Here is a 13100-nt window from a genome sequence, read left to right as displayed (position 1 = left end):
AATTTCAGGAAGCCACTTTCGAGGGAGGGTGGAGAAAGTCAGGCACGCGGTGGCTCACGCGCTCCTGTCGGGGTGCTCCGCTTCGTCCTTCTCGAAGAGGCTCTCCAGCTCCTTGCGGGCCTTGTCGGCCAACTCCACGAGCTTTTGCTCGTCGCGGTGGAACCGGGCCGTCTCGCGCAGGAGGCGCTCGTCGTGTTCCAGCATCCGCTCCCGGGCGCGCCGGCTCTCTGAATATGTGAGGCCCAGCTCCTGGAGCACCTCGGTGCCCAGCTCCAGGCTGTCCAGGAACGTCTCACGCATCACCCGTTCGATGCCCAGGTCCAACAACTGGTAGGCATGCACGCGGTTGCGCGCGCGGGCGAACAGCGTGAGGTGAGGAAAGTGTTGGCGCACCGCGCGCGCGGTGCGCAGCGACGCTTCGACGTCGTCGATGGCGAGCACGAACACCTTGGCCTTGTCCGCGCGGGCCGCGCGCAGCAGGTCCAGACGGGAGGCGTCCCCGTAGAAGACCTGGCTGCCGAAGCGCTTCATGAAGTCAATCTGCTCCGGGCTGGCGTCAATCGCGGTGAAGCCAATGCGCTTGGCGCGCAGCAGGCGGCCCACCACCTGCCCCACGCGGCCGAAGCCGGCGATGATGACGGGGTTGTCCTCCGTGGGCGCCACGTCGTACTCGCGCCCCGCGGACTTCGGCTTGAGGCGCGGGCGCACCCAGCGCTCGTGCGCGGCGTACAGTACCGGCGTGGTGGCCATGGACAGGCCCACCACCACCACGAGCAGCTCCGACAGCGAGCGCTCCATGACGTGCTGAGCGGTGGCGAGCGAGAAGAGCACGAAGGCGAACTCGCCGCCCTGGGAGATGACGACGGCCAGGTCGAGCGCCGGCTCGCGCTGCCCCAGGGTCATCTGCCCCAGCCCGTAGAGCACCGCCCCCTTGAGGGCCACCAGCCCCAGCACCAGCCCGAAGACGAGCAGCGGCTTCTGGAGGATGAGGCTCAGGTTCACCGACATGCCCACGCTGATGAAGAACAGGCCCATCAGCAGGCCCTTGAAGGGCGCCAGGTCCGCTTCCAGCTCGTGGCGGTACTCGGAGTCCGCCAGCAGCACGCCGGCGAGGAAGGCCCCCAGCGCCATGGACAGGCCCACCGCGTTGACGAGCGACGCGGTGCCCACCACCAGCAGCAGCGCGGTGGCGGTGAACAGCTCCTGGCTGTGGGTGGCCGCCACGGCGCGGAACACCGGGCGCACCAGGTAGCGGCCGCCCAGCACCACCGCCACCAGCACGCCCACGTCCATGAGGAGGATGAGCCACACGGGGCTGGGGGAGGGCGCGCCGCCGTCGCCCAGCAGCGGCAGCAGGGCCAGCAGCGGCACCACGGCCAGGTCCTGGAAGAGGAGGATGCCGAAGGCCAGCTGGCCATACGGCGTGGTGAGCCGGTTGCGCTCGGCCAGCAGTTGCAGCGCGAAGGCGGTGGAGGACAGCGACAGGCCGAAGCCCGTGACGATGGCCGCGCCCCGCGGCAGGCCGCACAGCAGCCCCACGCCGGCGAGCAGCGCGCCGGTGAGCAGCACCTGCGCGCCGCCCACGCCGAAGACGGAGCGGCGCAGCGCCCACAGCCGACTGGGGCGCAGCTCCAGGCCAATGACGAACAGCAGCAGCACCACGCCCAGCTCCGCCACGTGGAAGATGTGCTCCACGTCGCTGATGAGCTTCAGCCCCCAGGGGCCAATGGCCGCGCCCGCCGCCAGGTAGCCCAGCACGGAGCCCAGCCCGAGCCGCCGCGAGAGAGGCACCGCCAGAACCGCCGCCGCGAGGAACACGAGCGCCTGCTGCAGGAAGGACATGCGGCTTCCTTGCACGGACGCGCAGGTGGCGGCAATTCGGCGCGGCGCCCCGCGGGCTCAGGCGTCCGTGGCCCCGCGCCCGAGCGGCGGTGGTGCCGGGAGCGACGCCGAGCCGCCCGTGGAGGGCAGGGTGAAGGTGAACACGCTGCCTTCGCCCAGGGTGCTCTCCGCCTGGATGCCACCGCCGTGGGCTTCGACGAGGCCCTTGGCGATGGCCAGGCCCAGCCCGGTGCCGCGGCTGGCCGCGTCGCGGGCCTGCCAGTAGCGGTCGAAGATGTGGGGCAGCGCGTCCGGGTCGATGCCGGCGCCGGTGTCGCGCACGTGGACGGACACCTCGCCGCCGCGCGCCCGCGCGCCCAGCATCAGGTCGCCTCCGGTGGTGGTGAACTTCACCGCGTTGCCCAGCAGGTTGCCCAGCACCTGGAGCACCCGCACCTTGTCGCAGCGCACGCGCACGTCCGCGCCGGGGAGCTCCACGGACAGGTGCAGGCCCTTGGCCTCCGCCAGCGGACGGATGGAGTCCAGCGCCTCGGTGAGCAGCCCCGCCACGCCGTGCTCGCCCCACTCCAGCGGCAGCCCGCCCGCCTCCAGCCGGCCCCAGTCGAGCAGGTCGGAGATGAGGCGCGACATGCGCTCGGTGGCGTCCTGGATGCGGGTGGCCTGCTTGGCCACGCTTTCGCCGCCCGGCTTCGCCCCCGCGCCGCGCAGCAGCAGCGCCGCGCCCAGCTGCACCACGCCCAGCGGGTTCTTCAAGTCGTGCGACACCACGGCCAGCAAATCTTCCCGGGCGCGCGCCGCGCGCCGGGACTCACCCACCAGCCGCGCGTTGTCGATGGCGAGGCTGGCGCGCAGGCACAGGTCCTCCGCCAGCGCCAGGTCGTCCGGGCCATAGCGGCGCCCGGAGCCCGAGGACACGAAGGTGACGGCGCCCAGCGTGTGGCCGCGCGCGCGCAGGGGCACAATCATGTACGAGCGCGCCTGGAGCAGCCGCAGCAGCGCGGGGTGCGCGGGCTCCGCGGCGGCGGCGCGCAGCAGCGAGTCCGTCACCGCCGGCACCAGCTCCGGCTCCCCGGTGCGCAGCACGCGCAAGAGGCCCACGGGGGCGTCGTCCCGCAGCTCGATGCGCGTCGGCAGCGCGCCCGCGCGCTCCTGCTGCGTCGGGTCCAGGCAGGCCGCCGCCACGCGCGTCACCCAGGGGCCCTGCTCCAGCGCGTCCACCAGGCACCAGTCCGCCATGTCCGGCACCGTCAGGTGCGCCAGCAGCGTGTACATGCCCTGCGGGTCCGGCGGGTGGGTGAAGAGCGTGGTCATCGCCTGGTAGAGGAAGGAGCGGCGGCGCTCGGCCTGCTCCACCTCCGCCCGCGCGGCCAGCTCCAGCTCCATGGCGCGGGAGAACACGGCCTCCGCGTCGGTGAGGGCGCGCGCCGTCACCAGCACGCAGCACGGCCCGCCATCCTCCGAGGGCAGCGGACTGAGCACCAGCGCGTGACGCCGGAGGCCCGCCTGCGTGGCCCAGGGCGCTTCCAGCTCGCAGGTGTCCTGGAGGCGCATCACCCGCGCGCGCGCCGTCTCCAGTCGCGCCAGCTCCTCGGGTGGGAAGCCGAGCTCACCCCAGTGCCTGCCCACCAGCTCCTGGGGGAGCCGGCCCACTGTCTTCGCGCCCGCCTGACTGCACACCAGCACCCGTCCCGTGTCGTCCAGGACGTACGACGGGTCGGGGAGCGCGGAGAAGACGGTGGCGAGGGAAGCGGGGAGTCGAGCTGCCATGAGGGAGAACTGGCTGGGGATGTGCCCCCATCATGACACCGCCCGGACACAGGGCCATCCCGACGCCGGGCGATTCCTGCGGATGTTCCAGAATCCAATATTCTGGAGCGTGTAACTCAGACTCCCGGAGTACCCCGGAGCGCCAGGGAGAGCCTGCTCGCCATGTCGGGCAGGGCGACGACTTCGTGGGCCAGGTTGGCGCCCACCACCACGCCGGGCATGCCGTAGACGACGGAGGACTGCTCGTCCTGGGCCAGGATGTGGCCTCCGGCGCCGTGGAGCTCGCGCACGCCTTCCAGGCCATCCTGGCCCATGCCGGTGAGGATGACGGCGAACGACGCGGGCCCATAGGCGCGGGCCACCGAGCGGAACATCCACGTCGCGGACGGCCGGAAGCCATTCACCGGCGCGGCCCGGGAGACCTCCGCCCGGCCCTCGCCCCGCACGCCCAGGTGGCGATCATCCGGCGCCAGATACACGTGCCCGGGGAGCAGGGGCTCGCCATCCTCCGCCACCTTCACGGACAAGGGGCCCGCGGTGCGCAGCCACTGCGCCAGGCCCTCGCTGAAGCCAATGGCGATGTGCTGCACCACCAGCAGGGGCACGGGGAAGCTCGCGGGCAGCTCTGACAGCAGGCGGAAGAGCGCGGCCGGGCCGCCCGTGGAGGCGGCCAGGGCCACCACGCCGGGGCGCGTGGGCGACACGGGCGGCGCGGTCCGGCCAGCGGCGCACCACCTTCACCTCGGCCATGGCCTTGAGGGTGTCGCGCAGGCGGCGGCTGTCCGCGTCGAAGTCCGGGGACTCCGGCCCCAGGGGCTTCTGGAGCACCGCGAGCGCGCCCGCGCGCAGCGCGGCCATGGAGGTCTGGATGTCGCGCTCCACCAGGGTGGACACCACCACCACCGGCGTGGGCACCTCCGTCATGATGCGGCGGGTGGCCTCCAGGCCGTCCATCCTCGGCATCTGGATGTCCATGGTCACCAGGCTGGGCCGCAGGCGCTGGGCCAGCTCCACCGCTTCCACGCCGTCCTTGGCCTCGCCCACCACCGTCAGGGCGGGGTCGGCGCGGACGATTTCCACCAGCAGGCGTCGGGCGGTGGGCGAGTCCTCGGCCACCAGGATGCGTAACGGGTCGTTCTTCATAGCAGTCGTCTCAGCGTCTCCAGCAGGCTCGTCGGGTCGAACGCGCTCTTCACCAGATAGGCACTGGCACCGGCTCGCAAGCCCCGCGCCTTGTCCTCCGGCTTGCCTCGGGCGGTGACGAGCACCACCGGCAACCGGGAGAAGCGCGGCGAGCCCCGCACCGCCTCGGTGAGGGTGAAGCCGTCCATGCGCGGCATCTCCACGTCCAGCACCAGGGCGTCCGCGCCGCCCGCCTGGAGCCGCTCCCAGGCGTCCGCGCCGTCCACGCAGGCCACCACTTCATAGCCCGCGCTCTCCAGGATGCTCTGCTCCAGCGCGCGCGTGGTGGGCGAGTCGTCCGCCAGCACCACCCGCCGCCGCGTCCGCTGGGTGGCGGGGGCGGGGAAGAGCGAGGCCGCCGCGCGGCCACCCGCCGCGCGGACCAGGGAAAGGGGGTTGAGCAAGAGCGACAGCCGTCCGTCCGGCAACACCGCCGCCGCGGACACGTGCCGGGCCCGGCGCACGCGGTGGCCCAGGGAGCGCACCAGCGCCTCCTGTTCGGCGAGCACCTCGTCCACCACCACCACGGCGCGCGCGCTGCCCGCGGCCAGCACCACCGCGCCCCGGCGCGCGCGCGGTGGGCCGGGCGGCAGGCCCAGCACCTCCGCCAGCGAGGCCAACGGCACCAGCGCGTCACCAGAGGCCCAGGCGGGGCGGCCCTCCACGTCGCGCACCTCGTCGGGCGCCAGGCGCACCAGCCGCGCCACGCTCTCACTGGCCAGCGCCAGCGTCTGCCCGCCCGCCGACACCAGCAGCACCCGCAGCGTGCTCAGCGTGAGGGGCACGTCCAGGGTGAAGCCACTGCCCAGGCCCGGCCGGGTCGTCACCTCCACGCTGCCGCGCAGCCCCTCCACGTGCATGCGCACCACGTCCAGGCCCACGCCGCGGCCGGCCACCTGCGTCACCTGCGCCGCGGTGGACAGGCCGGCCAGGAACACCAGCCGCGCGGCCTCCTCGTCGCTTTCGGGCACGCGCAGGCCCCGGGCGCGCGCCTGCCCCCTCAGCGCGTCCAGGTCCAGGCCGCGCCCGTCGTCATCCACCGTCACCTCGACGCGGCTGCCCTTGAGGCGCGCGGTGAGGAGGAGGCGCCCTTCGGCGGGCTTGCCCAGCCGCTGGCGCTCCTCGGGGCGCTCCAGTCCGTGGGCCACCGCGTTGCGCACCAGGTGCAGCAGCGGCTCTCGCAGGCCCTGCAGCAGGGAGCGGTCCAGCTCCAGCGCGCCGCCCTGAATCTCCAGCCGCACCTGCCGGCCCATGCTGCGCGCCACGTCGCGCGCGGCGCGCTCCAGGCCCTCGCAGCCTTCCTCGAAGGACAGGGTGCGGGCGCGGCGGACCTCGTCGTCCAGCCCCGTGGCCACGCCGCCCAGCGCCCGGCGGTCCGCGGCCAGCTCCAGCGTCACCCGCGCCAGCTCCGTCTCCGCGCGCAGCAGCGCCTGTTCGCCGGGCGTTCCGAGCACCGCCTCGCGGGCCTGCGCCAGCGCCTCGCGCACCGAATCCAGCGCGTCCGCGCGGCCCTCCAGCCGGAGCGTCGCGACGCGCAGCTCACCGCTGCGTGCCAGCAAGGCGTCCAGCTTCTGCGCGGAGACGCGCACGGGCAGCGCCTCGGCCCCGTGGGAGGCCCCGCCGCCCGGGGGCGGCTCCACGCTGGGCGGGGCGGCCTTGGGTGACGGCACCGCGTCCTCCAGCATGGGCGGAGGCGATGGTGGCGGCGCGCCGCGCGTGGGGGCGTGCGCGCCGGCCCGGCGTCCGGCGGCGCGCTCCAGTTGGGGCAGCAGCGTCTCCAGGGGCGAGCCCGCCAGGTCCTCCCGCGCGGCCAGGCGCCGGCCCGCGTCGTCGAGCGCGTCCACGGTGGTGAAGCACAGCTCGTACACGTCGGGCATGCCGGCGCCCGCGTCACGCACCTGCTCCAGCAGCTCCTCCATGCGGTGGCAGGCCGTCTCCACCAGCGTGGCGCTGGCCGCGCGCGCCGCGCCCTTCACGCTGTGCAGCGTGCGCAGCAGGGACGCCACGAGCCCCGCCATGCGCGCGGGCGCTGTCTCGCGCTCCAGGGCCAGCAGCTCGCGGTTGAGCGAGACGACGTGCCCCTCGAGCTCCTCGAGGAACGTGGCCAGCAGCGCCTGGGCCAACCGGTCGCGGTCCATCAGCGCCCGTACTCTCCCAGCAGCCCCTTGAGCTTCTGGCCCATGCCGTTGAGGTCCTGCATGGCGCGCTCGGTCTGCCGCGACGAGATGAGGGCCTGCTGCGTGGCCTGATTCACGTCATGCATGGCCTGGCGAATCTGGCCGATGCCGGTGGCCTGCTGGTTGGCGGAGGCGGCGATCTGCGCCGCCGTCAGCGAGGCCTGGGCCAGCAGGTCCGACAGCGTCTGGATGTTGGAGCCCGCCTCGGACACCACGCGGGTGGCGGTGGCCACGCTCTTGGTGCCTTCCTCGGTGGTCATCACCGCGCCGTGGGTGGCCTTCTGAATCTGGCCCAGAATCTGGCGCACCTGGCCTGTGGCCTTCTTGGACTGGTCCGCCAGGGCCTTCACCTCGGAGGCCACCACCGCGAAGCCGCGGCCGTGCTCGCCGGCGCGGCTGGCTTCGATGGAGGCGTTGAGCGCCAGCATGTGCGTCTGCTCGGAGATGTCGTTGACGGTGGTGATGATGTCGCCAATGGCCTGGGCCTGCTCGGCCAGGGCGAGGATGCGCGAGGCGATGGACTCCACCTGCTCGCGCACCGCGCCCATGGCGCCCACGGCCTCCTCCACGGCGCGGCGGCCGCTGCGGCCCACGTCCTCGGCGTGGCGGGCGGAGTCGCTCACCGCGCGAGCGCGGCCCGCGGCCTCCTCGGACGTCTTGGTGATTTCCTCGATGGTGCTCACCGTCTCCGTCACCGCGCTGCCCTGCTCCTGGGCGCCGGCCACCTGCTCGGTGGTGCTGGAGAGGATTTCCGCGCTGGCGCCGGCGAGCTGGTTGACGAACTCCGCCACGGTGCGGAGCGTGTGCTCGCGCTGCTCGGATTCCTTCTCCAGCTGGACCTCGTTCTGCTGGCGCTTCTCCGCCATGTCGTTGAACGCGCGCGCCAGCTGGGCCGTCTCGTCCTGGCCCTTCACCTCGATGCGGTGCTCCAGCTTCCCGCGCCCCAGCTGCTCGGCGCCCACCATGAGCGCGCGCAGCGGCGTGGTGATGCCGCGGGTGATGAGGTAGCTGCCGCCGCCGACGATGAGCACGCCCAGCAGCGTGCCGATGCCCAGCACCCAGAGGATGCGCTGGGCCATGTCCCGGGCCGCGGTGGCGTGCTCGTCCCAGCGCTCCTGCTCCGCCACCAGCATCTCGGCGATGACCTGCTTGACCTGGAGCATGGCCGCCCGGCCCTGGCCGGCCTGGACGAACTTCGCTCCGGCATCCAGCCCCTCCGCGCGGCGCAGACGGACGCCTTCCTCCAATTGGTTGAGCCGCTGGGTGACGATGGGCTCCAGCCGGTTCAGGCGCGCCCGCTGGGCGACGTGGTCCGCCATGGCGTCGCGCAGGCGGGCCAGGTCTTCCTGGAGCGCCGCCGTCGCCTCCCGGTAGGGCCCCAGGTAGGCCTCGTCCCCCGTGAGGATGAAGCCGCGCTGGCCGGACTCGGCGTCCATCAGCAGCGCGCGGACCTCGCGGATGACGCGGAAGTTCTCATGGGCCGTCAGCAGGCCCGCGGTGCTCGTCGTGAGCTGATTGGCGCCCTGGAAGGACACTCCCGCCACGATGAGCAACATCAGTAGCGACAGTCCGAAGCCGAACGCGATGCGGTTCCCGATGCTCATGCTGCTCCTTCGCCGGACAAATCGAACATGAGGCGACTGTCACCCAGGAGCGCCTCTCCCTCCAGTACCAGGGTGCCGTCCCTGTCGGCCGCGGACACGAGGTGTCCGGCCGCGTCGTCCAGGGACGTGGGCGGCGCCAGCAGCTCGCTGCTCGCCAGCACGGTGACTTCCTCCACTTCCTCGGTGCGCACGCCCAGCTCCGCCCGCCCCACGCCCACCACGAGCAGCGGGCCGGCGATGTCCGAAGGCGCGCGTCCGAAGAGCGGCGCCAGCTCCACCACGGGCAGCACCTCGCCATGCATCAGGGTGAGGCCGCGCAGCACGGGGGGCGCGCCTGGCAACGTGACCAGCTCCGGCGCGCGCACCACCTCCAGCACGAAGCGCGACTCCAGGGCGTAGCGCTGGCCGGCGGCCTTGAAGCGGACCACCTCGCGCAGGGTGCCAGGGTCGACCTGGGGACGGGGCTCGCGCGAGAGCGCCCGGGCGCGCTTCTCCAGCAGCGCCGCGGCCTCCTCGGGGGACAAGGTGCCCTGTTCCTTCTCCAGGTCGGCCAGCCGCGCCAGCCGCGCGCGTGTGGCGTCCCAGTCGATTTTGCCGGAACCCGGCATCAGCTCAGCTCCTCACCGGCAGCCAGGGCTGCCTCCATGCGGGACCGCTCTCCACGCGCCACCTCCGCCAGCCTGCTGGCGCTCTCGCCGTCCGCGTGGGGGACGGGCGCGTCTGGAGGCAGGGCGTCGCACAGTTGCTCCGCTTCGCGCCAGGCCTTCATGGCGCCGGGCGTGTCGCCGTGCCTGCGTAGCACGCGCCCGAGGATGAGCCACGCCACGATGAGTGTGGGCTCCAGATACAGCGCCTGCCGGACGGCGCGCTCCGCGTCCGCCGCGCGTCCCTGTCCCAGCAGCAGCAGGGCTTCCAGGTAGCGCAGTCCTGGCACCAATGGGTGCCGGGCGGCTGCTTCGGTGCAGGCGTAGACGGCGGCGGCGGCGTCCAGGTTCGCCAGCGCGCGAACCGCCAGTTCGGCGGTGTCCGCGTCGGAGTCCAGCGCTCCCAGGTGCTGGGCCGCCTCGCGCCAGTGGCCTCGCGCCAGGGCCTGCCGGGCCGCGTGCAGGGCCGTCGCGCTGGGGGCGCGCGCCGGTTTCCCGGCCCCCGGGAGCGCGGTCCCCGAGGAGGCTTCGGAGTCGCCCGGCAGGCCCGGCGCGGTGGTGCCCAGGGGCGTGGCGCCCGTCGCGGCCCCGGGTACGCCGGTGGAAGACGGGCTCCAGGCGGGCGCGGTCGTCGCGGCGGGGGCGGTGACCGCCGGCGGCTCGGTCCACGCGGCCGGGACGGGCAGGGAGAGGGTGGCCCCGTGCAGGGGCCGGCGGTACAGCACGCCCCACTCGGTGAGGATGGACTCCAGCGGCGCCAGTCCACCGAGCGGCGGGTCCGACGGGCCGGTGTAGAGGTAGCCGCCCTCATCCAGCGCGTCATGGAGCCGGCGCGCGACCGCCTCGATGGTGGGCCGGTTGAAGTAGATGAGGACGTTGCGGCAGAAGATGACGTCCAGCTTCCAGATGCCGCTGTCCGCGGACGGCCAGGTGTCGAGCGCGAGGTTGAGGTAGCTGAAGCGCACGCGCTTCTGCACTTCCGGGGACAGGATGTACCGGCGTCCGTCGGCGCGCAGGTGGGCGCGCATCCGGTCCACCCAGCCGCCCCGCAGGGACCAGTCGCCGTAGTGGGCCTTCCGGGCCCGGGCGAGCGCGCCGCGAGACACGTCCGTGGCGTACACGGTCATGCGCGCATCCCAGCCTTCGCCCAGCAGCAGCGCGGCGATGGAATAAGGCTCCTCACCCGACGAGCACGCGGCGCTCCACAGCCGCGCGGTGTGGTCCGGGCCATGGCGCTCGCGCAGCTCCGGGAGCACGACGCTCCGCATGTGCTCGAAGTGCTCGGGCGTGCGGAAGAAGTACGTCTCCCCGACGGTGAGCTCGATGAGCAGGTCATCCATCGCGGCCGGCTCTTCCGTGAGCCGCACGCGGTAGGCGTCGAAGTCCTTCAGCCCGGCCCGCTCCATGGCGCGAGCGATGCCTTCCTCGGCGGACGCGGGGCAGCTGGGCGGCACCAGCCCGGCGCGCTCCTCCACCAGCGCGAGCACCTCCGCATAACCCGGGTGGCTCCAGGGGCCCCAATTCACGCGGGCTCCGACTCCTGCGGCGCCGCCAGGGCGGCATCCAGCTCCAGGGACTCGGCCTCGGACAGGAAGGTGCGCAGGTCGTGGACCAGGACGAGCCCGTCCTTGAGCTTCACGGCGCCCGCCACATAGCCCACGCCCGGAAGCTGGCGCGGCGTAGCGTCCCACTCCTCCGGCGTGAGGACGCGCAGGCCCTCGACCCGGTCCACGCGCAGCACGACGCCGCGGGCGCCCGCGGAGGCCACGATGAAGTGGTCCATGGGGGACAGCGCGCGGGCCGGGTGGCGGAAGCGCAGGCGCAGGTCCAGCACCGGCAACAGCTCACCCCGAAGGTCCAGCAGGCCCTCCACCACGGCGGGCGCGCGGGGCAGCGGCGTCAGGCGCGCGGCGCGTACGAGCTCTCGCACGTCGGGTGCGGGTAGTCCGTAGCGCTGACCGTTCAGGGTGAACAGCAGCACCTCCGTGGGTGCGGGGGTCATGTCCTGGGACATAAGACGTGGACGTGGCCACTGTCGAACATTGATGTCGGCCCCCGGTCACGGTGTCCACCAGTCCTCAGTGGGGACAGGGGGGCGGGCCCATGCTTCAGGGGGAACAGGACACGCTCCCGCCGTGCCCTGGCCTGGAGGGCGGCTCTCGGGGGGACGGGAGAACGGTCGTTCACTCCCCCAGGAGGCGGCCGAGGACGGCGCCTACGAGGTAGAAAGAGGGGTGCGCGCCAGCCATGCACGGATGACAGACGCCGTTTCCTCCAACGTCTGTCTCGGTTTCCAGAACATCTGCCCGCTGGCCTCGTAGGCTTTGTGAATGGCTTCGGTGCGAGCCCCCAGAGGTAACGTGAAGGCAGGGGAGTCGGGCCCTGGCGGCGGGGCAATCTGCTTCTGGGCGAGCATCTCCTTTGCGAGTGCCTTCACATCGACGAAGTCTGGAAGCGGGGGAAGTTCGGGCTCGGCGGCGATGATGCGTGCCGCATCCTCGTAATGGCGCACGAAAGAAGCAGGTGCGCTGTCGACTCGCGGCACTCGTCTCTGAATCGCATCAAGCTTCTCAAGGAGCGTGACAAGCGGGTGCACGCAACGTACGCCCTTGGGACGGTTGTCGTCGTAGTCGTCCAGGTGTCCTATGCGCGCAAGATGGTCATGCACGAAGGACGACATGTCGCGCGGAACGAAGGGCGTCACGCGCGCATTGCCGACCTCAAGCAATACAAAGGGCCTCAGAACCTCAGCGAGGTTCCGATGTGACGTGCGGGGTAACTGACACGCACGTTGCCGCTGCGCCAGCTTGCATCCGTGTCATCAGGAGCCAACTCAGTCCTTGTGCCAGGAACATTGATGAACGACGGAAGGGCCTGGAAGTAGGTGCGGCGCTCGTTCGTCGCCTTTGTTCCATCACTCTTCCAGTTGGAGACCTTGGGCTAGCGAACGTTTCCGGGCTCGATTTTGAGGTCCAGGTCCTCGGAGAACCGGTGGATGAGGGAAAATCCCTTGGAAAGGGAGGTTCCTCCCTTGAACCAGACGTCGAAGCCTGTTGCGTGAAGCGCCCAGAGCGTGTGAGTGACCCAATAGTCTTTCTCCACGAGCGCCAGCGACATCTTGTTGTGGGCGGCGACGATCTGCAGCAGATCGTCGAACGCCGAATCGTCGTGAATGAAGCTCAAGTGGAGGAGGCCTGGAGCGCCGAAGAGATCAGCACTCGCGTCGCTTTGGTCCCATACCGCTGCGTCATTTCCGTCAGGCGTTCGCGGTCGAAGGCAGTGCGCGCGAGTGCGCGCGTCAGCGCCTTGGCCAGTTCCATGCGCGACGTGCCAGCGCGCTCCGCGTTCTCGAAGAGATCAACCACGAACCATTCCGGCGATGGTGTCAGCGGGAATGCCACGCGGCGTAGTTCGAAGCGGCGGTCACCCAGTTCAACGTGCCCGGAACGCTTCGTGTTGTAGACGAGAGTCGCCGCGAACACGGCTGTCGTGCCGAGCCCCAGCGCGTTCCAGTGTTCGGGGCCGGTAAAGACGAAGGGACTCTCCCCCAGGAACGCTCGCATGAGCGCATCGTCCCCAGGTGGCACCAACCCAAACTTGCTTCGCTTGGGGTAGGCAAACAGTCCGTGCGCTACCGGCACCAGCACGCCCTTCTCAACCAGCTGCTTGGCGAAGCGCGGTGGATTCGTGCTCCAGGGCTCAAAGTCCCGTGTGCGATAGACGCGCCCTGCCTCTAGCGGTGGTAGTGCCATGGAAGCCATTGTATTGATTCTCCGCAGAAAAAGTACAGGCGTTAGGCGGAATCGGCAAGGCGAACTCCTAAGGGCTGAAGTCAAAGGGGCGCCTGCCCGCCACCCTGCTCTCATTCGGTCGAATCACCGAAC

10 protein-coding genes and 1 pseudogene are annotated in these 13100 nt (G+C 71.8%); all 11 read right to left on the bottom strand.

Going from position 1 to position 13100, the window contains the following annotated elements:
• Window positions 1-54: 54 nt before the first annotated feature.
• Window positions 55-1842, bottom strand: coding sequence for a monovalent cation:proton antiporter-2 (CPA2) family protein (locus HV826_RS05305; RefSeq protein WP_176415907.1), 1788 nt, complete (start codon window positions 1840-1842; stop codon window positions 55-57).
• Between the two features lie 57 nt (window positions 1843-1899).
• Complete coding sequence (locus HV826_RS05300; protein ID WP_176415906.1) at window positions 1900-3609, bottom strand: ATP-binding protein; 1710 nt, start codon at window positions 3607-3609, stop codon at window positions 1900-1902.
• A gap of 116 nt (window positions 3610-3725) precedes the next feature.
• Window positions 3726-4752, bottom strand: a pseudogene (cheB, locus tag HV826_RS05295) (chemotaxis-specific protein-glutamate methyltransferase CheB).
• A complete protein-coding gene (locus HV826_RS05290) occupies window positions 4749-6929 on the bottom strand; it encodes a response regulator (RefSeq protein WP_176415905.1) in 2181 nt (726 codons plus the stop codon). The pseudogene cheB and the gene HV826_RS05290 overlap by 4 nt, the downstream one beginning before the upstream one ends.
• Window positions 6929-8572 (bottom strand): methyl-accepting chemotaxis protein, encoded by a 1644-nt coding sequence (locus tag HV826_RS05285; RefSeq protein WP_176415904.1) that lies wholly within the window; start codon window positions 8570-8572, stop codon window positions 6929-6931. Before HV826_RS05285 ends, HV826_RS05290 begins: the two co-directional genes overlap by 1 nt.
• Window positions 8569-9180, bottom strand: coding sequence for a chemotaxis protein CheW (locus HV826_RS05280; protein WP_176415903.1), 612 nt, complete (start codon window positions 9178-9180; stop codon window positions 8569-8571). Before HV826_RS05280 ends, HV826_RS05285 begins: the two co-directional genes overlap by 4 nt.
• Window positions 9180-10742 carry a CheR family methyltransferase gene (locus tag HV826_RS05275; RefSeq protein WP_176415902.1) on the bottom strand — a complete coding sequence of 521 codons (1563 nt, stop codon included), beginning with the start codon at window positions 10740-10742 and terminating at the stop codon, window positions 9180-9182. The genes HV826_RS05280 and HV826_RS05275 overlap by 1 nt, the downstream gene beginning before the upstream one ends.
• The gene (locus HV826_RS05270; protein WP_176415901.1) at window positions 10739-11218 is read right to left on the bottom strand and encodes a chemotaxis protein CheW; all 480 of its coding nucleotides are present in this window, start codon (window positions 11216-11218) and stop codon (window positions 10739-10741) included. Before HV826_RS05270 ends, HV826_RS05275 begins: the two co-directional genes overlap by 4 nt.
• A gap of 213 nt (window positions 11219-11431) precedes the next feature.
• On the bottom strand, window positions 11432-11920 hold the full coding sequence (locus tag HV826_RS36975) for a hypothetical protein (protein ID WP_368670843.1): 489 nt from the start codon (window positions 11918-11920) through the stop codon (window positions 11432-11434).
• 236 nt (window positions 11921-12156) lie between these two features.
• Window positions 12157-12399, bottom strand: coding sequence for a nucleotidyl transferase AbiEii/AbiGii toxin family protein (locus tag HV826_RS36970; protein ID WP_255207742.1), 243 nt, complete (start codon window positions 12397-12399; stop codon window positions 12157-12159).
• Window positions 12396-12779, bottom strand: a complete 384-nt coding sequence (locus tag HV826_RS05260; RefSeq protein ID WP_255207741.1) for a hypothetical protein — start codon at window positions 12777-12779, stop codon at window positions 12396-12398. The genes HV826_RS36970 and HV826_RS05260 overlap by 4 nt, the downstream gene beginning before the upstream one ends.
• Between the last annotated feature and the right edge of the window lie 321 nt (window positions 12780-13100).

It is taken from the genome of Myxococcus sp. AM010 (assembly GCF_013372585.1).
GTDB lineage: Bacteria > Myxococcota > Myxococcia > Myxococcales > Myxococcaceae > Myxococcus > Myxococcus vastator.
Note: the sequence above shows the minus strand (reverse complement) of the source record. Positions and strands in the feature narration are given on the sequence as shown.

What these genes read in the sequence shown, in the direction of transcription:
- HV826_RS05305 (WP_176415907.1), bottom strand. Translation starts at nt 1,842, where the DNA reads ATGTCCTTCCTGCAGCAGGCGCTCGTGTTCCTCGCGGCGGCGGTTCTG.
- HV826_RS05300 (WP_176415906.1), bottom strand. Translation starts at nt 3,609, where the DNA reads ATGGCAGCTCGACTCCCCGCTTCCCTCGCCACCGTCTTCTCCGCGCTC.
- HV826_RS05290 (WP_176415905.1), bottom strand. Translation starts at nt 6,929, where the DNA reads ATGGACCGCGACCGGTTGGCCCAGGCGCTGCTGGCCACGTTCCTCGAG.
- HV826_RS05285 (WP_176415904.1), bottom strand. Translation starts at nt 8,572, where the DNA reads ATGAGCATCGGGAACCGCATCGCGTTCGGCTTCGGACTGTCGCTACTG.
- HV826_RS05280 (WP_176415903.1), bottom strand. Translation starts at nt 9,180, where the DNA reads ATGCCGGGTTCCGGCAAAATCGACTGGGACGCCACACGCGCGCGGCTG.
- HV826_RS05270 (WP_176415901.1), bottom strand. Translation starts at nt 11,218, where the DNA reads ATGACCCCCGCACCCACGGAGGTGCTGCTGTTCACCCTGAACGGTCAG.
- HV826_RS05260 (WP_255207741.1), bottom strand. Translation starts at nt 12,779, where the DNA reads ATGCGAGCGTTCCTGGGGGAGAGTCCCTTCGTCTTTACCGGCCCCGAA.